The sequence below is a fragment of the Hylemonella sp. GW821-FHT12C09 genome (assembly GCF_058807395.1).
Map to the genome: position 1 here is coordinate 20,980 of NZ_JBXAQQ010000001.1, position 23,214 is coordinate 44,193.

Below are 23,214 nucleotides of genomic sequence, written 5' to 3' on the forward strand. Positions count from 1 at the left end.
GCCCGGTGCGCGCGATCAATCGGGGGGCTGCGCATCGCGCCGGCGCCCGAGGGCTCGCTGGGCCGCTGCCAGGGCCAGCCAGACCGTGCTGAGCACCAGCGCGGGATAGATCAGCAAGAGATCGACCCGGATATTGCATTCCCCCGAGCAGAGCACGCGCGCATACATCAAGGCCTCATAAGCCGCGTACAGCGCCCAGGCCCCAGCCAGTACCCGCCAGCGCCGCTCACCCGTGCGCCAGGCCATGAGGACCAGCGCCAGAGCCACGCCCAAGGCCAAGGGGATGGGTGCAAACATCGCGCCATTCTGATGGCGTACCGCGTGCGTGGCAAGCGCCGGCCATGCCGACGTGCAGATCAGCGCCGCAACCAGTCCGCCAGCGCCGCACTCACCGCCTGCGGCTGCTCCATGGTGCTCATGTGACCACTGTCCTCCACGATGACCAGCTGCGCGCCAGGAATGGCCGCGGCCATGGTTTCGTGCTGGGCCGGGCTGGCCCAGGCGTCCTGGCGGCCCGTCAGGACCAGCGTGGGGCAGGTGATGCCCGGCAGCAGCGGGGCCGCGTCGAAGCGGGTCAGCAGCGCGTTGATCTGCGCGGCGTATTGCGCGGCGCTGCCACGATCGAACATGGCCAGCACTTCTTCGAAGATGGGGCCGCCGATGCGGTCCGGGTGCACCATGCCCTTGGCCCACTCCTGGGCCATGACACGCATGCCCTGCTCCTGCGCGATCTTCAACAGGGCCATGCGCCCCACCTTTTCCTTCTCGCCCGCCTCGCCGGCCGCCAGCGGATGTGTGCCCGTGTCCAGCAGAGCCAGGCGCTCCACGCGCTGCGGGGCCAAGCGCATGACTTCCAGCGCCACACGGCCACCCATGGAGTGGCCGGCCAGGCTGAAGCGTTCGGTCGGGGCTTCGTCCAGCACCTGCTCGGCCATGGCGGTCAGTGTGTCGCGCAGGCCCCAGGCGGGGATGCGGCAATCGGCCAGCCCCTGGAGAGCGGCGACCTGCGGCGCCCAGACCGCGGCATCGCAGTTGAGGCCAGGCAAAAGCATCAGGGTGGCTTGCATGGTCAGAACACTTCCGTATCGACTTCGCGATTGCTCTGCTCGCTGTAACGGTTGCCCACCACGGTCTGCTGGTTGACCACGGCTTCCACCTGGGCCATCAGGGCCGGCGTGAGCTTCACGTTGGCGGCGCCCAGGTTCTCGGCCAGATGGTCGAAGTTGGTGGTGCCGAAGAGCGGAATGATGTGCGGTGCCTTGTGCAGCAGCCAGGCCAGGGCCAGCTGGGCGGGGGTGCAACCCGCTTCACGCGCCACGGCCTCGTAAGCCGGCAGCAGCTTGAGGTTGCCCGCGTAGTGGGCGGGCTCGAAACGCGGCATGCCGTGGCGGATGTCCTTGGCGTCGAGGGCCTTCACATCACGCAGTCTGCCCGTGAGAAAACCGCGCGCCACGGGGCTGAAAGCCACGAAGGCGGCCCCGATCTCGCGGCAGGTCTGCAGCACGGCGATCTCGGGGTTGCGCGTCCAGAGCGAGTACTCGGTCTGCACGGCGGCGATGGGGTGCACAGCATGGGCCTTGCGCACGGTGGTCGCCGACACTTCGCTCAGGCCGATGGCGCGCAAATGGCCACGCTCGACCAGGCGCGAGAGTTCGCCCACGCTGTCTTCCACGGGCACTTTCTTGTCCCAGCGGTGCAGGTAATAGAGGTCGATCACGTCGGTGCCCAGGCGGCGCAGGCTGTCTTCGCAGTTGCGGCGGATGGCCTCGGGCCGGCCATCGATCACGCGCACGAGCCTGCCGTCACCGGCCACGTCCACACCGGCCATACCGCCCTTGCTGGCCAGCGTGATCTTGCTGCGATGGGCCTTGAGCACCCGGCCCACCAGGGTTTCGTTGGCGCCAAAACCGTAAAGCGCGGCGGTATCGAACAGCGTGACACCGGCGTCCAGCGCACTGAGCAGCAGACGCTCGCTGTGCTCGGGCGACGGCGGCTGGCCGTAGGCATGGCTCAGGCTCATGCAGCCCAGGGCCAGGGCCGACACCTGGAAGGGGCCGAGTTTGCGTTGTTGCATGTTCTTTTCCTCGAAGAAAGTGCAAAGGGGTCAGACCACGTCGCCGCAGGCGAGCGATCCAACCCCTCGGGTATGGCAACGATGGTACCGGATCAGCCTGCGTTCAGCTGCTGCTCCAGCTGATGCAGCACCTGGTAACAGGGCAGCACCTGGGCCAGGCTGCTGTTGGGTTCACGGCCTTCGCGGATGGCGGCGAAGAACTCGCGGTCCTGCAGCTCGATGCCGTTCATGGAGACGTCGACCTTGCTCACGTCGATCTTCTCTTCCTTGCCATTGAACAGGTCGTCGTAGCGGGCCAGGTAGGTGGCCGTGTCGCCGATGTAGCGGAAGAAGGTGCCCAGCGGACCGTCGTTGTTGAAAGACAGGCTCAGCGTGCAGATGGCACCGTTGGCAGCCTTGAGCTGGATGCTCATGTCCATGGCGATGCCCAGGGTCGGGTGGATCGGCCCCTGGACAGCATTGGCCTTCACGATGGGGCTGCCGCACTGGTAGGCAAACAGGTCGACGGTGTGGGCGGCGTGGTGCCACAGCAGGTGGTCGGTCCAGCTGCGCGGCTGGCCCAGGGCGTTCATGTTGGTGCGACGGAAGAAATAGGTCTGCACGTCCATCTGCTGGATGTTGAACTCGCCGGCCTTGATCTTTTTGTGCACGTACTGGTGGCTGGGGTTGAAGCGGCGCGTGTGGCCGACCATGGCGACCTTGCCCGCCTTCTTCTGCAGGGCCAGGACTTCTTCGCCCTCCTTGAGCACGTCGCACAGGGGAATCTCCACCTGCACGTGCTTGCCTGCCTCCAGGCAGGCCTTGGTCTGCGCGGCGTGCATCTGCGTGGGCGTGCACAGGATGACGGCGTCCACTTCCTTGATCTTCAGGCTGTCGGCCAGATCGGTGGTGACGTGCTTGATGCCGTACCTGTCGGCCACTTCCCTGGTTTTCTCAAGATCTCGGCTGATCAGGGAGACGACTTCCACGTCCTTGATGTTCCTGATGCCGTCCAGGTGCTTGATGCCGAAGGCGCCGGCGCCGGCGAGTGCGACTTTGATGGTCATGACGAAAGTCCTCTTATTGGTTTTCCAGAATCAGGTTGCCGACGGCCGTGTTGGACGCGGGCACGTGGTAGAAGCGGTGCGCGACCTTGGGGGCCTTGCCCTTGCCAGCCACGTCGGCCATGGCGCCGCGGGCGATGAGCCACATGACGAGTTCGATGCCTTCGCTGCCGGCTTCGCGCACGTAGTCGATGTGCGGCATGCCGGCCAGGTCGTCGGGGTCGGCGATCATGCGGTCGAGGAAGGCGTTGTCCCAGGTCTTGTTGATCAGGCCGGCGCGCGGGCCCTGCAGCTGGTGGCTCATGCCGCCCGTGCCCCAGATCTGCACATTGAGCGGTTCGTCATAGGACTCGATGGCCTTGCGGATGGCCTTGCCCAGCTCGAAGCAACGGCGGCCGCTGGGCACGGGGTACTGCACCACGTTGACAGCGAAGGGGATCACCGGGCAGGGCCATTCGAATTTGGCCTTGTCGGGCGTGCCGCAGACCAGGGACAGGGGTACGGTAAGGCCGTGGTCCACGTCCATCTTGTTGACGATGGTGAGGTCGAAGTCCTGCTGGATGACGGACTGCGCGATGTGCGCGGCCAGGTCCGGATGGCCCTTGACGGTGGGCACGGGGCGCGGGCCCCAGCCCTCGTCAGCCGGCTGGAACTCGGCGGCGGTGCCGATGGCAAAGGTGGGGATCATCTCCAGGCTGAAGGCCGTGGCGTGGTCGTTGTAGACCAGGAAGATGACGTCGGGCTTGTGGTCCTTGAACCACTGCTTGGTGGGCTCGTAGCCCTTGAACAGGGGCTGCCAGTAGGGTTCGGAGGTCTTGCCCAAGTCGATGGCCGCGCCGATGGCGGGCACATGCGAGGTGTAGACGGATGCGGTGATCTTGGCCATGTCTTTTCTTTCAGAGGAGCTTGCCGGTGCCATGGCCTTGCGGCTGGTTCTTGGCCTGGGCGGTACCGTTCTCGCCGACGACGCGGTTGCCTTCGGCGGAGCGGCCGCCCTTGATCATCATGTCGCGGTACTCTTCCTCGGTCATGCCGGTCATGGAGCCCGCCATCTGCTGGAAGCTCTTGCCATGCGTGGCGCCCAGCTTGGCCAGGAAGTAGATGTTGCCGCCCAGGGAGATGGCCTTGTTGAGGTCGGCAGCCAGCACGGCCTGCTTCTGCTCTTCCGTCATCGGCCATTCGTCCAGGTATTTGCGCTGGTCGCCCTTGAAGCGTTCGCGGTTCTCGGCTTTCATCAGGCTCATACAGAACTGGTTGAGCCAGTAGCCCTTGCGCGACTGTTCGGCGTCGAAGATGGTCGTGCCAGGCACGTCCAGATAGGGTTTTTCGAGTGACATAGATTCCTCCAATCAGTTGAGGACAGAGCAGATTTGCGGCGCAAATCCTGGTCTGTCCCGCAAAATCATTTGGCTTCCTCCGGCCAGTAAAGGCGCATGGGGTTATCCACCAGCAGTTTCTTCTGCAGCTCGGGCGTGGGCGCGATGTGGGGGATGAAATCCACCAGCAGGCCGTCGTCGGGCATGTGGTCCTTCAGGTTGGGGTGCGGCCAGTCGGTGCCCCAGAGCACGCGGTCGGAGAACTCCTGCACGATCTTGCGTGCAAAGGGCACCACGTCGCGGTAGGCCGCCTGCTCGCCGTTCAGGGCCTTGGGGCCGGCCACCGAGAGACGCTCGGGGCAGCTGACCTTGCTCCACACGTTCTTGTGCTCGCGCATGAACTTCAGGAAAAGCGCGAACTCAGGGCCGTCCACGGGTTTGCTCACGTCGGGGCGGCCCATATGGTCCACCACCACGGTGGTGGGCAGCGCGGTGAAGAAGTCCCACAGCTCGGGCAGGTCCACGGCCTCGAAGTAGATCACCACGTGCCAGCCCAGCTTGTTGATGCGGCCGGCGATCTCCAGCAGCTCGTCCTTGGGCGTGAAGTCCACCAGGCGCTTGACGAAGTTGAAACGCACGCCGCGCACACCGGCGGCGTGCAGCTGCTGCAGTTCCTCGTCCGTCACGCTGCGGCGGACCGTCGCCACACCACGCGCCTTGCCATTGGATGACAAGCAGGCGTCGACCAGGGCGCGGTTGTCGGCGCCGTGGCAGGTGGCCTGCACGATGACGTTGCGCGCAAAACCCAGGTGGTCGCGCAGGGCGAAGAGCTGCGCCTTGCTGGCGTCGCAGGGCGTGTACTTGCGCTCGGGCGCGTAGGGGAACTCGGCGCCGGGGCCGAAGACGTGGCAGTGCGCGTCCACCGCGCCCGCGGGCAGCGTGAAACGCGGTTTGCTGGGGCCGGTGTACCAGTCCATCCAGCCGTTGGTTTTTTCGAAGGGGCCTGTGGTGGGTTTGCTCATGGTTCTCTCGGATGATGTTGGGTCTTTTCAGCGCATGGCCGGTTCGGCCGTGCCGCGCAGGCCGGCGCGGTCGATCGCCGATTGGAGGGTGCCGTCACGGCGCACGGTCAAGGCGAAGCTGCTCAGGTAGGACAGGCCGGCCTCGCGCCCCTTGGGGGTGGCAATGGCCAGGTTCTCCAGGCCCCAGCGGCCGTCCAGCACGCGCGCGCCGGGCAGGCCGTCGGCCATTTCGTAAAGGATGCCCTTGTTGGTGGCGAAGGCATCGATCTTGCGCGCGGCCAGCTGCTCGGCGGCGGCCTTGAGGGTGGGCTGCGGCACTACCCGGGCCTGCTTGTAGGTGCGCGTGAGCACACCCTGGGACGTACTGCCCTGGCTGACACCGACCTGGATGCCTGCGCGATCGATCTCGCTGGCGCTTTGCAGCGGGCTGCCGGCCGGCACCAGGTAGCCCAGCTCCAGGCTGACCAGGGGCAGGGTGAAGTTCATGTCACGGGCGCGCGCCTCGGTGGCGTTGGTGAATGTGAAGTCCACCTCGCCGTTTTTCATGGCTTCGAGCACTTCGGCGATACGTTTGTACTCCACCAGTTCCAGCGGCACGTTCAGCCAGCGCGCGAGTTCGCGCCCCAGTTCGTAGGCCACGCCCGTGAGTTTGCCGTTCTTGTCCGTCACCATCGAGGTCGGGCTGCCCGAGTAGACACCGACGCGCAGCTTGCCGTCGGGTGCCAGCGCGGCGCGCGCCTGGGGCGTGGGCGCCGGGGGCGGCGTGACGGCACAGCCGGCCAGCAGCGTGAGCGCGGCCAGCAGGCCCAGGAAGCAGCTTCTGCGCAGCATGTTCATACGTGTCCCCTCTTGTGGTGTGCAGACGGAGAACTTAGTCGATGTACTTCAGGCCTAGCTTTTCCAGTGGCTCGCGGAACTTGTACATGTCCAGGCCCAGCACGCCCGAAGCCAGCTTGGCGCGCTTCTCGCCCTCGAAGGATTCGCGGGCCGCGGCGGCGTCGGCCACCTTCTGCGCGTCAGCGGCGTTGACGACGACCACGCCGTCGTCGTCGGCCACGATCGCGTCACCGGGGTTGACGATCATGCCCGCGCAGACCACGGGGATGTTGACGGAACCCAGCGTGGCCTTGATGGTGCCCTTGGCGCTGATGGCGCGGCTCCAGACCGGGAAGTCCATGGACTTGAGCTCGGCGATGTCGCGGCAACCGCCGTCGATGATCAGGCCGCGTGCGCCGCGGGCCTTGAAGGACGTCGCCAGCAGGTCGCCGAAGAAGCCGTCGGTGTTGGGCGAGGACAGGGCCGCGACGACGATGTCGCCGGGTTTGATCTGCTCGGCCACCACGTGCAGCATCCAGTTGTCGCCCGGGTGCAGCAGCACGGTCACGGCGGGGCCGGCAATCCTGGCGCCGGAATAGATGGGACGCATATAGGTCTGCATCAGGCCGATGCGGCCCTGGGCCTCGTGCACGGTGGCCACGCCGTACTGGCCCATTTTCTCGACAGCGGCGGCGTCGGCGCGCACGATGTTGCGCTTGACGATGCCCAGGGGTGCGTTGACGCTCATGGTGTTTCCTCGGTATCGGTGGTGTGGTTCGTGAATCAGCGGCCCTTGGCCTTCAGCTGGGCGTCCAGGCGCGAGAACACACGGCGTGCGTTGCCCTCGTAGACCTTGAAACGCTGCTCGTCATTGAGGTGCGGTGTGGCCTGCACGTAGCGTTTGGTGTCGTCGTAGTAGGCGCCGGTCTCGGGGTCGATGCCGCGCACGGCGCCGATCATCTCGGAGGCGAACAGGATGTTGTCCACCGGGATCACCTTGGTCAGCAGGTCGATGCCGGGCTGGTGGTAGACGCAGGTGTCGAAATAGATGTTCTTGAGCAGGTGCTCGCTGAGCAGGGGCTTCTTCATCTCCTGCGCCAGGCCGCGGAAACGGCCCCAGTGGTAGGGCGCAGCGCCGCCGCCGTGGGGGATGATGAATTTCAGCGTGGGGAAGTCCTTGAACAGGTCACCCTGGATCAGTTGCATGACAGCCGTGGTGTCGGCGTTCAGGTAGTGCGCGCCCGTGGTGTGGAAGCAGGCGTTGCAGCTGGTGGAGACGTGGATCATGGCCGGAATGTCGTACTCGACCATCTTTTCGTAGATGGGGTACCACTGCTTGTCGGTCAGGGGCGGGCTGGTCCAGTGGCCGCCGCTCGGGTCCGGGTTCAGGTTGATGCCGACGTTGCCGTATTGCTGGACGCACTTCTCCAGCTCGGGGATGCAGGTCCTGGGGTCGACACCGGGCGACTGCGGCAGCATGGCGGCGGGCACGAAGGCGTCCGGGAACAGCTGGCTGACGCGGTAGCAGAGTTCGTTGCAGATGGCGGCCCAGGTGCTTGAAACATTGAAGTCGCCGATGTGGTGGGCCATGAAGCTGGCGCGCGGGCTGAAGATGGTGAGGTCGGAGCCGCGCTCTTTCATCAGCCTGAGCTGGTTGGTCTCGATGGACTCGCGCAGCTCGTCGTCGCTGATCTTGAGGTCGGCCACTTTGGGCATGGACGCCGGGTCCTTGATGCCGGCGATCTGCTGGTTGCGCCAGTTCTCCAGCGCCTTGGGGGCCGTGGTGTAGTGGCCGTGGATGTCGATGATCATGGGTTTTTTCATAACGGTCTCCTGGGATTCAGATTCGGTTCAGGCGGGGTCCATGCCCTGGCGGCGTTTGGCCACGGCCGCAGCGGGCGACGCCATATAGGCCAGCATGGCGCGCACGGCTTCGGCCTGCTGGCTGCTGGCGCAGACACCGGCCGCAAAGGTAGTGGTGATCTGGATGGCCGGCGGCAGCGGGCCCAGCACACGAAGACCTTCGAGGTTCAACATCTCGCTGAGCTGCTGGAACCCCAGGGCCACCTCGCCCTTGGCCACCAGACTGCCTACCGGGATGCCCGGCGGAGGGGTCACGATGCGGTCCTTGATCTGCTCGGCGATGCCCCAGCGCTCAAAGAGCTTGGCCAGGGCCACGCCGCTGGGGCCGGTGGAGTAGCTGATATTGCGCGCCGCCAGGATGGCCTGGCGTACCGCGTCTTCGCTGGAGATGTCGGGTTGGGGGGCACCCTTGCGCACCGCGACGGCCACGCCCGAATGCACCAGGTCCACCTTGCTGCCGGCCAGCACATGGCCGGAGGCGACGAGCTTGTCGATCGCGTCGGATGCCAGGATCACGACGTCGAAGGCCTCGCCAGCCGCCACGCGCCTGGCCGCATCCACGCCCCCAACCGACTCGATGGTCACGCGTTGACCCGAGTGCTGCTGGTAGGCGTCGACCAGTTCGGCCAGCACCTGGCGGGTCGCCATGGAGGAAATGCCCAGGATAGGAACGCTCATGGAAGAGGGACCGGGAATTGATAAGAACAGACAGCGATTGTGGCCACCCTGCCCCGCTGTGCCAAGGCGGGGCGGTTTCTAGCAGGTATCGCATTTCGGCATAATCCATGGCAAGCTATCCCGCAAACCATGGACCTGAAACAACTCGAGTATTTCGTGCGCGTCGCCGAGCTGGGCAGTTTCACGCGCGCCGCGGGGGTGCTCAACATCGCCCAGCCGGCGCTGAGCCGCCAGGTGCGCCTGCTGGAGGTGGAACTGCGGCAGAACCTGCTGCTGCGCAACGGCCGCGGTGTCACCACCACCGACGCCGGCAAGCTGCTGCTGGAGCACGGCCGCGGCATCCTGCACCAGGTGGAGCGCGCGCGCGAAGACCTGGGCCGTGTGCGCGGCGCCCTGGCCGGGCGCGTGGCCCTGGGCCTGCCGCCCAGCATCGCCCGCATGCTGACGGTGCCGCTCACGCGCGCCTTCCGCAAGCGTCTGCCCAGTGCCGCGCTGTCCATCAGCGAGGGCCTGACGATTTCCATGCAGGAAGGCCTGCTGACCGGGCGCCTGGACATCGCCCTGCTCTACAACCCCCCGGCCAGCCCTGAACTCAACACCCTGCCGCTGATGGACGAAGAGCTGTTCCTGATCGGCCTGCGCCCGCCCCGCGGCAAGGCCACGACGCACCCCGTCAGCCTCAAGGAAGTGAGCGCCCTGCCCCTGGTCATCCCGAGCCGGCCCAACGCCATCCGCATGGTGGTGGAGACCGAGATGGCCGGCATCGGCTGCAAGCCCGACATCAGCCTGGAGATCGACGGCGTGGCCGCCATCCTGGACCTGGTGGCCGATGGCGCCGGTTATGCCGTGCTGCCCAAGTACGCGCTGGCCACCACGCAGCGGCCCGAGGCCTACCAGGCGCGGCCCATCGATAAACCCCGCCTGGCCAGCCGCCTGGCACTGGCCACGGCAGCAGGCCGCACCACGACCATGACGCAGCAGGCCATGCTGGAATTGATACAGCAGGTGGCCAGCGAAGTCTTTGGTGCAGCCCCCACACCCGCATGAAATCCAACCACACCATGGCAACTGACAAGCACTACACCCTCGCCGGCGTGATGGGCTGGCCGGTGGCGCATTCGCGCTCGCCCGCCATCCACAAGCACTGGATCCAGCACCACCAACTCAAGGGCGACTACGTGCTGCTGCCCGTGATGCCCGACCGTCTGGCCGACGCCGTGCGCGGACTGCGCGCCCTGGGCTTTGCCGGCTGCAACCTCACCATCCCGCACAAGGTGGCGGCCATGCCGCTGATGGACCGCATCGACCCGCTCGCCACGCGCATCGGCGCCATCAACACCATCGTCGTCGAGCCCGATGGCACGCTGAGCGGTTACAACAACGACGCCTATGGGTTCATCCAGAGCCTGCTCGATGCGCAGCCGGACTGGCGCGCCGACGCCGGCCCCGTCACCGTGCTGGGCGCGGGCGGCGCAGCACGCGCCATCCTGGTCGCGCTGGCCGAACGCGGGGCCAAGGAGATCCGACTGTGCAACCGCGGCCTGGACAAGGCCCAGGCCCTGGCCGCCGAATTCGGCGGGCCGATCCACGCCTACCCCTGGGAGCAGCGCGAAGAGGCACTGGACGGCGCAGCCCTGCTGGTCAACAGCACCAGCCTGGGCATGAAGGGGCAGGACCCGCTGCCCCTGTCGCTCGACCGGCTGCCCCAGCACGCCCTGGTCTGCGACGTCATCTATGTGCCACTGGAAACACCGCTGCTGGCCGCCGCACGACGACGCGGCAACCCCACCGTCAACGGCCTGGGCATGCTGCTGAACCAGGCGCGCCCGGCCTTTGCGCGCTGGTTCGGCGTGACCCCCGAGGTGACGCCGGAGTTGCGGCGCTTGATCGAAGCCACGCTCTGAGCCCATGATCCCATCACAATTTGTGATGGGCCTATCGTGACGTGGCAGCCCAGCCCAGCGTTAGCCCTACTTGCCCCGCCCGGCCGACGCGCCTAACCTCGGCCGCGACGACTCCAACGACCTGAAAGGCAAGTCATGCGCACGCCCCTGCTCCGTCTGTTTACCGTACTCGCAAGCACACTGCTGGCCGCCTGTGCCATCACGCCGCAGCCGGCAGCACCGGGGGCGACCCAGGCCAAGGCTGAACTGCTCTGGCTGGGCCAGTCCGCCTTCCGCCTGACCACGCCCAGCGGCAAGGTCATCGTGACCGACCCCTGGCTGCGCCCCAACCCCAAGACGCCGGCCGAGTACAAGGACCTGAGCAAACTGGGCAAGGTGGACCTGATCCTCGTCACCCATGCCCACGGCGACCACATCGCCGACGCCCCGGACCTGGCCCTGATGAACAAGGCGCGGGTCATCGCCCCGGGCGATCTGAACATGGTGCTCAACACCCTGGGCGTGCTGCCGCCCGAGCTGACGCCGCGCATGAACAAGAGCGGCACGATCGTGCCCTTCCCAGAGGTGCCGGGCCTGAAGATCACCATGGTCAAGGCCGAACACTCCTCGCTCTTTGCCTGGAAAAACCCCCAGACCGGCAAGATCGAGTCGCACTACGGCGGTGAGCCGGTGGGTTTCATCATCGAGCTGGAGAACGGCCAGAAGATCTACCACATGGGCGATACGGGCCTGTTCGGCGACATGAAGTTCATCGGCGAGTACTACAAGCCCGACGTGCTGTTGATCCCCATTGGCGGCAACTTCACCACCGCGCCAGTGGATGCCGCCTACGCCACGCGGGAGTTCATCAAGCCGCGCTTTGCCATCCCCATGCACTACGGCACCAACCCGTTGAACCGCGGCACGCCGCAACAGTACATGGAGGCCCTGGGCCAGACCTCCACCAAGGTGATCCCCCTGGAGCCTGGCGAGAAGTTCAGCTGGTAAGCGTCAAGGGCACCGCTCCGGGCCGCGAGCCCGGACCGGCGGCGCCGGAAAACCCTCGGATCAGCCCATGCCCAGCTGCAGCATGCCCGAGCGGTCGTCGGCAAGCTTGAACACCGCAACGGCCTGCACCAGGTCCTGGGCCTGATCCTTCAGGCCGGCGGCGGCAGCAGCCATCTGCTCGACCAGGGCGGCGTTCTGCTGGGTGGCCTGGTCCATCAAGGTGACGGCCTCACCCACCTGGCTTACGCCCTGGCTCTGCTCGACGCTGGCCGTGCTGATCTCGCCCATGATGTCGGTGACGCGGCGGATGGCGCCCACCACTTCGTTCATGGTCGCACCGGCGCGGTCCACCAGGGCGCTGCCCTGTTCCACGCGGTCGACACTGGCCGAGATGAGCGACTTGATCTCGCGCGCCGCCTCGGCGCTGCGCCCGGCGAGTGAGCGCACCTCGGACGCCACCACGGCAAAACCACGGCCCTGTTCGCCGGCCCGTGCGGCTTCCACCGCCGCGTTCAGCGCCAGGATGTTGGTCTGGAAGGCGATGCCGTCGATCACGCTGATGATGTCGGCGATCTTCTTGCTCGAATCATTGATGCCCTTCATGGTGTCCACCACCTGGGCCACCACTTCACCGCCCTGCATGGCCACCGTGCTGGCAGTCTGGGCCAGCTGGTTGGCCTGGCGGGCGTTGTCTGCGTTCTGCTTCACGGTGGAGCCCAGTTCCTCCATGGAGGCGGCGGTCTGCTCCAGCGAACTGGCCTGGCTTTCGGTCCGGCTGGACAGGTCACGGTTGCCGCGATCGATCTCGGCCGCGGACGTGGCCACGCGCTGCGAAGAGGTGCGCACCCCACCGACCACGCTGACCAGGCTGTCGCGCATGGCCTGCATGGCCACGATCACGCTGCCCTCCGCCGCACCGTTCACGCGGATGGGCGAGGCCAGATCGCCTGCGCGCACGGCATCGGCCACGGCCTTGACCTCCCAGGGTTCCGCACCGAGCGCGCGGCGGATCGAGCGTGAGAGCAGGAAGGCCGCCAGCGCGCCAACCAGCACGGCGATGGCCGTCAGGCTCAGCATGACGGTGGTGAAGCTGCCGGCCACGCGCTGGGCCAGGGCCAGTTGTTCCTGGATGATCTTTTCCTCGAAGTCGATCAGGGCGTTGATGCTGGCCAGCCACTGCACGAACAGGGGCTTGGCGTCACGCCAGACAATCTGCTGAGCCTCCTCGCGCTGCCCGGCCCGGCGCAGTTCGATGGCCTTGGCGATCAACGGCAGCACACGGGCTTCGACGCCCTGGATACCAGCGTAGAGGCGGCCAACTTCCGGCGGCAGGCTCTTGTCCTGCGCCAGCATCTGGTCCAGCGGGCGCGCGGAAGCGGCGTAGAAGGCGCTCAGGCGTTCGATCTCGGCCACCTCGCGGCGCAGCTCCTCGTCCGAGGTGGAAGCCGCGACGTCACGGATGGCGATGGCCCGGTCGTGCGCACTGCCGCGGAAGTTGATCGCGTAGCGCTGGATCACCGAGTTCTTGCTGGCGTTTTCCTCCAGAGCGGCGCGGATCTGCCGCACCTCGACCAGGCCGATCACGCTGAGCGTGACCAGGATCAACAGGATGAGGCCGAAACCAGCGGCCAGGCGTTGCTGAACAGTCAGCGTGGTGTGGGTGGTGTTCAAGTGGTTTCTCCTAGGTATTGACCAGGAAGCACGGCGCCCTGAATCTGACCGGGGCGAAGTATCCCACGCATCAATTAATCGCGCTTTAGGGTTAATAGATCACGACTATCAATCCCATGGCAATCGCTGACCCACAGCAAATCAGCAGACCGGCACGTGAGGCCGGATGCAAAAAGGCCGTCGCCGATCAACTCGGCGACGGCCTGCGCGGGTGGGCCCGGCTGTCTTACTGGCGGGGGATGTTGGCCTTGACGATCACATCACCCCAGCGCTTGATTTCGCTCTGCAGGAAGGCCTGGGTCTGCTCCGGCGTGCTGGAGCGGGGTTCGATGTTCAGATCGCGCAGCCTCTTGCTGACCTCGGGGTCCTTGACCGCCGCGGCAATCTCACGGTGCAGGCGGGCCACCACGTCCTTGGGTGTTCCAGCGGGCACGGCCAGCGCATTCCAGGACGAGGCCTGGTAGTTGGGCAGGCCCGCTTCCTTGGTGGTTGGCACATCCGGCAGCAGGGCCGAACGCTCCGTGTCAGTGATGGCCAGGGCACGCAGGGCCCCGCCCTTGATCTGCCCCATGATGGGCGAGACGATCTCGACGGCCACGTCGATCTGGCCGCCGCGCAGCGCATTGACAACGGCCGGCGTGCCGTTGAAAGGCACGATCTGCATATCCACGCCCGCATTGGACTTGAACAGCTCGGCCGCCAGGTTCTGGGTGCTGCCGATATTGATGCTGCCGACATTGAGCTTGCCGGGATTGGCCTTGGCATAGGCCAGCACTTCCCCCAGGGTCTTGAACTTCGATTCGGTCGCGGTCACCACCGCGATGTCGAAGAAGCCCAGGGTGCTGACGGGCGTGAAGTCCTTGACCGTGTCATAGGGCAGCTTGTTGAACAGCGTGGCGGTGACCGCGCTGGCGTTGGACATCAGCAGGAGGGTATGGCCGTCCGGTGCCGACTTGGCCACGGTGTCGGAAGCGCCCACGCCACCGGCGCCGGGCTTGTTCTCGATCACCACCGGCTGGCCCAGGGTCTGGCTCAGCTTCTGGCCCACGGTGCGGGCCGTCAGGTCGGCCACGCCACCGGCGCCGAAGGGGACGATGATGCGCAGGGGCTTGCTCGGGAAGGCTTGGGCCCAGCCGGTGGAGGTCAGGGTTGCAGCCAGCACAGCCAAGAGGGCACGGCGATTCAGCAGGTTCATGGGTGATCTCCTTGTGTAGAAAAAAGAACGGCGGCGATCAGCGCGCCACGCCCAGCAGACGGTCCAGCAGTTCGGGCTGGTCCAGCAGCGACTGTGCCGTGCCCGAATGCACCACGGTGCCACGGTCCAGCACCGCGGCCACATCCGAGATGGCCAGAATGGCCTGCGGATGCTGCTCGACGATGATGGCCGAGAGGCCTTCTTCGCGCGTGATCCGGCGGATGGCGCGCAGCAGTTCCTGCACGATGATGGGCGCCAGGCCTTCGAGCGGCTCGTCCAGCAGCAGCAGCTTGGGGTTGAGCACCAGCGCGCGGGCCACGGCCAGCATCTGCTGCTCGCCGCCCGAGAGCTGGGTGCCCAGGTTGGTCTTGCGTTCGGCCAGGCGCGGGAACATCTCGTAGGCGCGCGCCGGCGTCCAGGGGCCCGGGCGGGCCACGGCGGTGAGGTTCTCGTCCACCGTGAGCGACTTGAAGATATTGCGTTCCTGCGGCACCCAGCCGATGCCGGCCTTGGCCCGCAGGTGCAGCGGCACCTTGTGCAGGGCCACACCGTCGAAGGTGATGCTGCCGCCGTGCTGGCGGGTGGCGCCGGCCAGGGTGTTCATGAAGGTGGTCTTGCCGGTGCCGTTGCGACCGAGCAGCGCCAGGGTCTGGCCGGGGTCCAGGCTCACCGACACGTTGTTCAGCACCACGGCCTCGCCGTAGCCGGCACTTAAGTTCTCGACCTTGAGGAGCTCAGCCATGGGCCATCTCCTCGCCGTGCCCCAGGTACACCGCCTTGACCTGCGGGTCGTTGGCGATGGTCTCGGGGTCGCCCTCGGTGAGCACGGTGCCATTGACCAGCACGGTCATGCGCTTGGCAAAACTGAAGACGAGATCCATATCATGTTCGATCAGGAGCACCGACACATCGGCCGGCAGGGCTGCCACGGTCTGCAGCAGTTCCTCGCGCTCGCCCGCGGGTACACCGGCCACCGGCTCGTCGAGCAGCAGCACGCGCGGCTCGCAGGCCAGGGCGATGGCGATTTCCAGCAGGCGGCGCTTGCCGTAGGCCAGCACATTGGTCTTCTGGTTCATCACCTCGGTCAGGTGGAACTGTTCGAGCAGCTGCTCGCAACGCTCCACCACCTGCGGGCGCTTGCCCAGGGGCTGCCACCAGCGCGTGCCCAGGCCGCGGTGCTGCGAGACGGTCAGTGCCAGCGTCTCCAGCGGCGTGAGCGTGTCGAAGAGCTGGTTGATCTGGAAGGTACGCACCATGCCGCGACGCACGCGCTGGTGCGGCGCCAGATCGGTGATGTCCTGCCCTTCGAGCAGGATGCGGCCTTCGGTGGGCTCCAGCACGCCGGTCAGCAGGTTGATCAGCGTGGTCTTGCCGGCGCCATTGGGGCCGATCAGCGCATGGCGCGCGCCCTTGTGCAGGTCCAGGCTGACGTTGCCGGTGGCGGTGATGCCGCCGAAGCGCTTGACCAGGTTCTGCGCGGAGAGAACGATTTCAGGAGAACTCATGATTTCTTGCCCCCGAACCAGGTGTGGGGACGGATCAGGCGGTCCCGACCGACCAGCATCAGCACCACCAGGAAGAGGCCGATCCAGAAGGTCCAGTACTGCGGGGTGATGGAGGAAATCCAGTCCTGCATGACCTTGAAGACGATGGCACCGGCCACGCCGCCATAGAGCCAGCCGGTGCCGCCGATGACCACCAGCAGCATGAGGTCGGCCGAGCGGTCGAAGGCGAACAGGTCCACCGAGGCAAAGCTCGTGGTCTGCGCCATCAGGCCACCGGCTGCGCCGGCCACGCCGGCGGCGATGGTGTAGATCACGGCCAGGCGCGAGGTCACCGGAATGCCGATGGCCATGGCGCGCAAGCGGTTGTCGCGCAGGGCCTTGAGCGTGCCGCCCAGCGGCGAGTGCACCAGCCGGCGCGCCAGCACGAACAGCACCAGCAGCACCCCGATGGAATACCAGGCCGCCGTCTGGCCCTGCAGGTCGAATTCGAAACGGCCGAGCAGCGGGCCCATGATGACGCCCTGCAGGCCGTCGGCCCCGCCGGTGATGTCCAGCTTGTTGGCCAGCTCCATCAGGATCATGGCCACGCCCATGGTCACCATGAGCCGGGTGAGATCGGTGCCACGCATGATGGTCAGCGAGCAGACCGCGCCCAGCAGGGTGGACACGGCAATGGCAAAGGCCAGGCCCACCAGCGGGTCGGGCATGACCAGCTTGGCGAACAGGGCCGCCGCATACGCGCCCATGCCGAAGAAGGCCGCATGACCGAGCGACACGATGCCCGCGTAACCCAGGATCAGGTCCAGCGACGCGGCGAACAGCGCGACGATGGCGATCTCGTTGATGATGAGCGCGTGGCTGGACAGGAGCCAGGGAGAGGCCAGGGCCAGCAGCCACAAGGCAGGCTCCCAGAGCTTCCAGCGCTGCAGGTCATGAAGGGATTGCATTGCGTTTTTCATGCCTTGCCCCCCTTGCGCACAAAGAGGCCCTGCGGGCGCCAGATCAGGATCACGATCATCAGGAAATAGACGATGAAGGCGCCGAAGCGCGGGATGTAGTACTTGCCGGCCACGTCGGCAATGCCCAGCAGCAGCGCGGCCAGCAGGGGCCCGGTGATGGACGAGGTGCCACCGACGGCCACGACGATCAGGAAATAGATCATGTTCTTGAGCGGAAAGCTCGGGTCCATGCCCAGCACCTCGGCGCCCAGCGCACCGCCCAGGCCGGCCAGGCCGGAGCCGACCGCGAAGGTCAGCAGGAACACGACGTTGACGTTGATGCCCAGGCCGGCGGCCACGCGCTGGTCGTCCACCGATGCGCGCAGGCGGCTGCCGAAACGGGTTTTCGCCAGGATGTACTGCAGGCCGATGGTGAGTGCCGCGCAGATGGCGATGATGAAGAGCCGGTAATGCCCCATGCCCAGCATCCAGGGGCCGTCGCCGATCTCGGTGCGCCCCTTGAGCCACTCGGGCAGATGGATGATCTGCTGGCTGGAGGTCATGAAGTAGTCCATGGCGGCCACGGCCATGAAGGTCAGGCCGATGGAGAACAGCACCTGGTCCAGGTGCGGCCTGCTGTACATCGGACGGTAGAGCGTGCGCTCCAGCACGGCACCCAGCAGGGCCACGCCCACGAAGGCCACCGGCAGGCACACGAGGAAAGGCACGTCATAACGCTGCATCAGCAGCACGGTGGCGTAGCCTCCCACCATGGCGAAGGCGCCGTGGGCCAGGTTGATGAAGTTCATCAAACCCATGGTCACGGACAGGCCGACCGCCAGGATAAACAGCAGCATGCCGTAGGCAATGCCGTCAAACAGAATCGTCAGCATGAATGGCTCGGGTCAGGTCCGGTCAGGGCAAAAAAAAACCCATGGACACCCCCTGACCGGAGGCATCCACGGGTCGGGCATCACTTCGTCTTGCCCGGGTCCTTGACGTCCTTGATCACGTCAAATTCCACGTTGTGCAGTTCGCCGCCCACCTTCTCCACCTTGCGCAGGTAGATGTTCTGCACGACGTCACGGGTCTGTGCATCGATGAACATGGGGCCGCGCGGGCTTTCCCAGACCTGGCCCTTCATGGCGGCCAGCAGGCCGTCGCCACCGCCCTGGCCCTTGCTGTTCTTCAGCGCCGTGTAGATCAGGTGCATGCCGTCATAACCGCCGACGGCCATGAAGTTCGGGCGCATGCCCTTGTTGGCCTTCTTGAAGGCTTCGACGAACTTCTTGTTCGTGGCCGAGGGATGGTGGGCCGAATAGAGGTGCGCCGTGACCACCCCCAGGGCGCCATCGCCCATGTCGTTGAGCTGGTCGTCGTCAGTGATGTCGCCCGGGCCGATCAGCTTGATGCCGGCCTTGTCCATGCCGCGCTCCAGAAACTGCTTCATGACGGCCGCGCCGGCGCCCGAGGGCACGAAGACGAACAGGCCATCGGGCTTGGCGTCACGCACCTTCTGCAGGAAGGGGGCGAAGTCGGGGTTGCGCATGGGCACGCGCAGGGTGTCGACCACGGTACCGCCGTTGAAGAGGTAGCGGTCCTTGAAGTACTTCTCGGCATCGTGGCCGGGGCCGTAGTCGCTGACCAGGGTCACGACCTTCTTGATGCCGCCCTTGGCGACCGCCCAGTCGGCCATGGCGACCGAGGACTGCGCCAGCGTGAAGCTGGTGCGCACGATGTAGGGCGAGGACTGGGTGATGCTGGACGTACCGGCAGCCATCACCACCATCGGGGTCTTGGACTGGGTGGCGATCGGCGCGGTGGCAAAGGCCGAGGGCGTGATGCCAAAGCCGGCCAGCACGTTGACCTTGTCGTTCACCACCAGCTCCTGGGCCAGGCGCTTGGTGACGTCGGGCACGCTGGTGTCGTCCTTGACGATCAGCTGGATCTTCTTGCCGGCGACCGTGTCGCCATGCTGGGCCATGTAGAGCTTGGCAGCCGCCTCGATCTGGCGGCCGGTGGAAGCCTGCTGACCGGTCATGGGCAGGATCAGGCCGATCTTGAAGGTGTTGTCCTGGGCCAGCACGGCCGGGGAGGAAACCGCCGCCAACGCCAGGATGGATGCGCTCAGAAACTCACGCTTTTTCATGTAAGGCTCCTAAATAGGTTTTATGACTTCACGCACCCGATCCGCTGGCACGCAGAAGAAACCAGTATCGCGAAGGTTCATTACTTTCGCCTCAAACCAGATCATGCGCAAGTCAAATTTCAGACTGATAGATATAGCAGTTTGAAATATCTTAACCGCTCACATTCACGGAAAAAACAAAACTCAGCCCGACCGGCGTCGGGCTGGGTTGACAATTGAACCGGTGCACGGCACCTCAGTAACGCAGCCGCCCCTCCTGGTCCATCACGGCGATGTCGACAAAGCGGCTGCCCGCATTGCCCTTGGAAAAATCAATGCGGTAGCCGTCGAAATCGATTTCGCCCATGGCCTGCAGGCTCTTGGCCAGGGCCGTGGGGGTGATTTCGCCCCGGATACGCCGCATGCCTTCGCCCAGGATGCGCGCCGAGAGATACCCCTCCATGTGGAAAGCGGCGTAGCTTTTGATGTCGGGGTGGGCCGCCTGCATGGCCGCCTGGAACTCGCGCACCAGGGTCCTGGTCCTGCCATTGGGGTTCGGGTAGATCTGGGCAATGCCGACGCCGCGCGCCAGCTCGGCGCCCGCCACCTTGGCCAGCATGCCGGGGGCCGTATCGCCCAGGATGAAGATGGATTGCGTCACCCCGGCCTTGCGCAAGGCGGCCACGCTGCCGGCCGTGAAGGGCGGCGCCCCGATCACGATGACGCCCTGGGGGTTGGACTTGAAGACCTCTTCGGCCGCCTTGGCCTGCTCTTCGGGCTTGAAGACCGACTGGTAACCCTTGACGTCCATGCCCGTGAGGCGAGCCGCCTCGTCAGCCACCACCTTGACGCCCCCCGTTCCCATCGGAATGTCCTGGTGCATGACCGCCAGCTTGAGTATGCCCAGGGTACGGGCGTGGTTCACGATCTTCTCGATCTGCTGCTTGTCGCCAGCCCGCACATGAAACAGGCGCGGATGACCGGGGTTGCGGAAGGGCTCCGCGCCCGGCACGGCATTCATGATGACAACATCGTGCTTGTCGAGCAGCTTGTCAGCAAACATGCGCTGCAGCGAGGCCGAGCCGACCGGCGAGATCAGCGCCACTGGCCTGCGCTGCATGGCCTGCTCGAACGCGGCGACGAAACCGTCCGGCTTGTAGGTGTCATCCAGTTCGAAGAAGGCCACCTTGCGCCCGTTGATGCCGCCGGCCTTGTTGAGCTGGGCAAAGTAGGCCTTGGCCCCCTGGCTGAGCTGGGGTGCATCGGGCGCCGGCAGGCCCGAGAAAGGCCCGATCTGGCCGATGACGATGTCCTGCGCCTGGGCGCCCTGCGATACCGCGAGCCAGCCTGCCATCCCCAGGAGGACGATGGCAGCTCGTTTGGTGATCGTTGACATGCCTCGCATATTTGCGTTCCTTCGATAGCTTTGACGGACTTCAAGATACGTCAGACGCATATCTCGTGCCTGCGCCTGTCCGATAACAATGTGAAATATCTGATGCCTTGAAACCCCAGGGGTTATAACCGATCAATAGTACGTATACTGAATGAGCCGGGCATATCCCCCACCCTCTTCAATGTGCGCCCTACAGAGGAGAAAACCATGACACTGCGTGCCACACCACCCTTTCGCGCCGACCACGTCGGCAGTTTCCTGCGCCCCAAGTACCTGCTGGAAGCGCGCGAGCAGAAAGCCAAGGGTGAGATCACCGCCGAGCAATTGCGCAAGGTGGAAGACAAGGCCATCACCGAGATCGTGAAGTTCCAGGAAGACGTGGGCCTGCAGAGCATCACCGACGGTGAGTTCCGCCGCACCTATTTCCACATCGATTTCCTGGAACAGATCGGCGGCGTGCGCACCGACGTGCCCGTGACCATCGTCAAGCCCGACGGCACCAAGGAGCTGGCCCCGCCCGTGATGCGCGTGATCGACAAGGTGCGCCACGTCAAGGACATCCAGCTCGCCGACTTCCAGTACCTCAAGAGCCAGATCGCCCCGGGCCGCGGCGCCGTGGCCAAGGTGACCATCCCCTCGCCCACCATGCTGCACTTCCGTGGCGGCCGCGCCGGCATCAGCAAGGAGCACTACCCCGAGCTGGACCCGGCCTTCTATGACGATGTGGCCAAGGCCTATGGCGACGAACTGCGCTCACTCGCAGCAGCGGGCTGCACCTATGTGCAGATGGACGACACCAACCTGGCCTATCTGTGCGATGACAAGATGCGCGAGGCGGCTCGCCAGCGCGGTGACGACCCCAACGAGCTGCCGCATCGTTATGCCATGTTCATCAACAAGGTGGTGGCACAGAAGCCGGCCGGCATGACGCTGGCCATGCACCTGTGCCGCGGCAACTTCAAGAGCACGCACGCGGCTTCGGGCAACTACGAGCCCGTCGCAGAAGCCCTGCTCAAGGAGATGAACCTCGACGCCTACTTCCTGGAGTACGACGACGACCGCAGCGGCGACTTCCGCCCGCTGCGTTTCCTGGCCCCGGGCAAGATCGTGGTGCTGGGCCTGGTGACCACCAAGTTCGGCAAGCTTGAGACCAAGGACGAACTCAAGCGCCGCATCGACGAGGCCGCCAAATACGTCGCCATGGACCAGCTCTGCCTGTCGCCGCAGTGCGGCTTCTCCAGCACGGTGCATGGCAACGACATTGCCGTGGAAGACCAGCGCGCCAAGTTGCGCCTGGTGGTGGAAACGGCCCAGGAAGTCTGGGGCAAGGCCTGACACCAGGCCGGTACCAGAACACGGGCGGCCTGCGGGCCGCCTTTTTTATGCGACGGCCTTGGCCGAGCGATCCTTGACGAAGTTGTAGCCGAAGTCGAGGGCGGCTTCGAGCGAGAGCTCGATGGCGTGGCGCTCGTGTTCGGTCAGGTAGAACATCAGGTCCACGTCGTGGCGCACATAACGCGCAGGCAATCGGTTCAGGGCCACGCAGGCCACGTCGGCCAGCATGTCGGGGGTCATCTCCGGCCAGCGGGCCGAACGGCGCAGGACTTCCTCGAACACCAGGCGCTCGTAGTAGTTATGGACCTGCTCGAAATTGCTGATCATGAAAGTCTCCAGGGAACTGCCGGTGACCTTAGCAGGTCGGGCGCGGCCTGACAAGGCCACGCGCCTGACGCACCTTCAAGCGAGGCCCAGCAGGCGCACCGCATTGCCCTTGAGGATGCCGGGCATCACCTCCGGCTTGAAGCCCGCTTCCTCGAAATCCTTCATCCAGCGCTCGGGCGTGATCAGCGGATAGTCCGAACCGAAGAGGATGCGGTCCTTGAGCAGGGTGTTGGCGTACTGCACCAGCTGCTTCGGAAAATACTTGGGGCTCCAGCCCGACAGGTCGATCCAGACGTTGGGCTTGTGCGTGGCCACGGAGAGCGCCTCATCCTGCCAGGGGAAGCTGGGGTGGGCCATGACGATCTGCATGTCGGGGAAGGCGATCGCCACGTCGTCCAGGTGCATGGGGTTGCTGTACTCCAGGCGCAGGCCGCCACCGCAGCGCATGCCGCTGCCGATGCCGCTGTGGCCGGTGTGGAAGATGGCCGGCATCTTGTGCTCGGCGATCACTTCATAGATGGGCCAGGCCATCTTGTCGTAGGGGTGGTAGCCCTGCACCGTGGGGTGGAACTTGAAGCCCTTGATGCCGTGCTCCTCGATCAGGCGGCGCGCCTCGCGCGCGCCCATCTTGCCCTTGTGCGGGTCGATGCTGGCGAAGGCCATCATCATGTCGCTGTTGGCCTTGGCAGCCTCGGCGATCTCCTCGTTCGGGATACGGCGGCGGCCCAGCTGGGACTCGCTGTCCACCGTGAACATCACCAGGCCGATCTTGCGTTCGCGGTAGTAGGCGATGGTCTCGGCGATGGTCGGGCGGCGGTTGGAACGGAAGTACTTGTCCGCCGCGCGGTCGTACTCCTCGCCGTAGTTGTCGAAAGGGTTCCAGCAGCTGACTTCAGCATGCGTGTGGACATCGATGGCGATGAGGTTCTTGTGGTCCATGACCGTCTCCTGGCGGGGGATGTCGAGCTCAACATCCTAGGGTAAACACTGATGAAAAGCGAGTGTCGCTCGCTTGA

Annotated in this window: 25 protein-coding genes; 4 read left to right on the top strand and 21 right to left on the bottom strand. The window is 65.5% G+C overall.

The annotated features are described in order from the left end of the window. Nucleotides 1-15: 15 nt before the first annotated feature. From AC1RRP_RS00120 to AC1RRP_RS00170, 11 genes are all read right to left on the bottom strand, one after another. Complete coding sequence (locus tag AC1RRP_RS00120) at nt 16-297, bottom strand: hypothetical protein (RefSeq protein ID WP_493032056.1); 282 nt, start codon at nt 295-297, stop codon at nt 16-18. Nucleotides 298-356: 59 nt separating this feature from the next. After that, on the bottom strand, nt 357-1,067 hold the full coding sequence (locus tag AC1RRP_RS00125; protein ID WP_493032058.1) for an alpha/beta fold hydrolase: 711 nt from the start codon (nt 1,065-1,067) through the stop codon (nt 357-359). A 2-nt stretch (nt 1,068-1,069) separates the two neighbouring features. Then, on the bottom strand, nt 1,070-2,074 hold the full coding sequence (locus tag AC1RRP_RS00130; RefSeq protein WP_493032060.1) for an aldo/keto reductase: 1,005 nt from the start codon (nt 2,072-2,074) through the stop codon (nt 1,070-1,072). Between the two features lie 92 nt (nt 2,075-2,166). Further along, a complete protein-coding gene (locus AC1RRP_RS00135) occupies nt 2,167-3,120 on the bottom strand; it encodes a Gfo/Idh/MocA family oxidoreductase (RefSeq protein WP_493032062.1) in 954 nt (317 codons plus the stop codon). Nucleotides 3,121-3,133: 13 nt separating this feature from the next. Next, entirely contained in the window at nt 3,134-4,003 is an 870-nt protein-coding gene (locus tag AC1RRP_RS00140; protein ID WP_493032064.1) for a class III extradiol dioxygenase subunit beta, read from the bottom strand. A 10-nt stretch (nt 4,004-4,013) separates the two neighbouring features. After that, nucleotides 4,014-4,454, bottom strand: coding sequence for a protocatechuate 4,5-dioxygenase subunit alpha (gene ligA, locus AC1RRP_RS00145; RefSeq protein ID WP_493032066.1), 441 nt, complete (start codon nt 4,452-4,454; stop codon nt 4,014-4,016). A 65-nt stretch (nt 4,455-4,519) separates the two neighbouring features. Continuing rightward, entirely contained in the window at nt 4,520-5,455 is a 936-nt protein-coding gene (locus AC1RRP_RS00150) for an amidohydrolase family protein (RefSeq protein WP_493032068.1), read from the bottom strand. A gap of 27 nt (nt 5,456-5,482) precedes the next feature. Continuing rightward, nucleotides 5,483-6,292 carry a transporter substrate-binding domain-containing protein gene (locus tag AC1RRP_RS00155; RefSeq protein WP_493032070.1) on the bottom strand — a complete coding sequence of 270 codons (810 nt, stop codon included), beginning with the start codon at nt 6,290-6,292 and terminating at the stop codon, nt 5,483-5,485. 34 nt (nt 6,293-6,326) lie between these two features. Continuing rightward, nucleotides 6,327-7,019 carry a 4-carboxy-4-hydroxy-2-oxoadipate aldolase/oxaloacetate decarboxylase gene (gene ligK / locus AC1RRP_RS00160; RefSeq protein WP_057675426.1) on the bottom strand — a complete coding sequence of 231 codons (693 nt, stop codon included), beginning with the start codon at nt 7,017-7,019 and terminating at the stop codon, nt 6,327-6,329. Between the two features lie 35 nt (nt 7,020-7,054). Further along, the gene (locus AC1RRP_RS00165; RefSeq protein WP_493033406.1) at nt 7,055-8,083 is read right to left on the bottom strand and encodes an amidohydrolase family protein; all 1,029 of its coding nucleotides are present in this window, start codon (nt 8,081-8,083) and stop codon (nt 7,055-7,057) included. Nucleotides 8,084-8,122: 39 nt separating this feature from the next. Further along, nucleotides 8,123-8,812 (bottom strand): substrate-binding domain-containing protein, encoded by a 690-nt coding sequence (locus tag AC1RRP_RS00170; RefSeq protein ID WP_493032073.1) that lies wholly within the window; start codon nt 8,810-8,812, stop codon nt 8,123-8,125. Between the two features lie 129 nt (nt 8,813-8,941). Here AC1RRP_RS00170 and AC1RRP_RS00175 point away from each other — a divergent pair, with 129 nt between their 5' ends. The 3 genes from AC1RRP_RS00175 to AC1RRP_RS00185 all read left to right on the top strand — a co-directional run bounded on the left by AC1RRP_RS00175 (nt 8,942) and on the right by AC1RRP_RS00185 (nt 11,703). Further along, nucleotides 8,942-9,859 (top strand): LysR substrate-binding domain-containing protein, encoded by a 918-nt coding sequence (locus AC1RRP_RS00175; RefSeq protein ID WP_493032075.1) that lies wholly within the window; start codon nt 8,942-8,944, stop codon nt 9,857-9,859. Further along, complete coding sequence (locus tag AC1RRP_RS00180; RefSeq protein WP_493032077.1) at nt 9,856-10,716, top strand: shikimate dehydrogenase; 861 nt, start codon at nt 9,856-9,858, stop codon at nt 10,714-10,716. The genes AC1RRP_RS00175 and AC1RRP_RS00180 overlap by 4 nt, the downstream gene beginning before the upstream one ends. 135 nt (nt 10,717-10,851) lie before the next feature. Further along, nucleotides 10,852-11,703, top strand: coding sequence for a metal-dependent hydrolase (locus tag AC1RRP_RS00185; RefSeq protein ID WP_493032079.1), 852 nt, complete (start codon nt 10,852-10,854; stop codon nt 11,701-11,703). Between the two features lie 60 nt (nt 11,704-11,763). On the opposite strand, the gene AC1RRP_RS00190 is transcribed toward AC1RRP_RS00185, so the two are convergent. The 8 genes from AC1RRP_RS00190 to AC1RRP_RS00225 all read right to left on the bottom strand — a co-directional run bounded on the left by AC1RRP_RS00190 (nt 11,764) and on the right by AC1RRP_RS00225 (nt 20,536). Further along, entirely contained in the window at nt 11,764-13,374 is a 1,611-nt protein-coding gene (locus AC1RRP_RS00190; RefSeq protein WP_493032081.1) for a methyl-accepting chemotaxis protein, read from the bottom strand. Nucleotides 13,375-13,600: 226 nt separating this feature from the next. Continuing rightward, entirely contained in the window at nt 13,601-14,569 is a 969-nt protein-coding gene (locus AC1RRP_RS00195; RefSeq protein WP_493032083.1) for a Bug family tripartite tricarboxylate transporter substrate binding protein, read from the bottom strand. Nucleotides 14,570-14,606: 37 nt separating this feature from the next. Further along, complete coding sequence (locus AC1RRP_RS00200; protein ID WP_493032084.1) at nt 14,607-15,311, bottom strand: ABC transporter ATP-binding protein; 705 nt, start codon at nt 15,309-15,311, stop codon at nt 14,607-14,609. Then, complete coding sequence (locus tag AC1RRP_RS00205) at nt 15,304-16,074, bottom strand: ABC transporter ATP-binding protein (RefSeq protein WP_493032085.1); 771 nt, start codon at nt 16,072-16,074, stop codon at nt 15,304-15,306. The genes AC1RRP_RS00200 and AC1RRP_RS00205 overlap by 8 nt, the downstream gene beginning before the upstream one ends. Next, a complete protein-coding gene (locus AC1RRP_RS00210) occupies nt 16,071-17,021 on the bottom strand; it encodes a branched-chain amino acid ABC transporter permease (protein WP_493032086.1) in 951 nt (316 codons plus the stop codon). Before AC1RRP_RS00210 ends, AC1RRP_RS00205 begins: the two co-directional genes overlap by 4 nt. 8 nt (nt 17,022-17,029) lie before the next feature. After that, the gene (locus AC1RRP_RS00215; protein WP_057675419.1) at nt 17,030-17,905 is read right to left on the bottom strand and encodes a branched-chain amino acid ABC transporter permease; all 876 of its coding nucleotides are present in this window, start codon (nt 17,903-17,905) and stop codon (nt 17,030-17,032) included. Between the two features lie 80 nt (nt 17,906-17,985). Then, the gene (locus AC1RRP_RS00220; RefSeq protein ID WP_493032087.1) at nt 17,986-19,161 is read right to left on the bottom strand and encodes an ABC transporter substrate-binding protein; all 1,176 of its coding nucleotides are present in this window, start codon (nt 19,159-19,161) and stop codon (nt 17,986-17,988) included. A gap of 235 nt (nt 19,162-19,396) precedes the next feature. Next, the gene (locus tag AC1RRP_RS00225) at nt 19,397-20,536 is read right to left on the bottom strand and encodes an ABC transporter substrate-binding protein (RefSeq protein ID WP_493032088.1); all 1,140 of its coding nucleotides are present in this window, start codon (nt 20,534-20,536) and stop codon (nt 19,397-19,399) included. Between the two features lie 207 nt (nt 20,537-20,743). Between AC1RRP_RS00225 and AC1RRP_RS00230 the strand changes: the two genes are divergently transcribed. Continuing rightward, nucleotides 20,744-21,871: a 5-methyltetrahydropteroyltriglutamate--homocysteine S-methyltransferase gene (locus tag AC1RRP_RS00230; RefSeq protein WP_493032089.1), complete on the top strand. Its 1,128-nt coding sequence runs from the start codon at nt 20,744-20,746 to the stop codon at nt 21,869-21,871. 45 nt (nt 21,872-21,916) lie between these two features. Here AC1RRP_RS00230 and AC1RRP_RS00235 read toward each other — a convergent pair whose 3' ends face one another. Then, nucleotides 21,917-22,198 (bottom strand): late competence development ComFB family protein, encoded by a 282-nt coding sequence (locus AC1RRP_RS00235; protein ID WP_493032090.1) that lies wholly within the window; start codon nt 22,196-22,198, stop codon nt 21,917-21,919. Between the two features lie 75 nt (nt 22,199-22,273). Continuing rightward, a complete protein-coding gene (locus AC1RRP_RS00240; RefSeq protein WP_057675414.1) occupies nt 22,274-23,137 on the bottom strand; it encodes an amidohydrolase family protein in 864 nt (287 codons plus the stop codon). Nucleotides 23,138-23,214 lie beyond the last annotated feature (77 nt).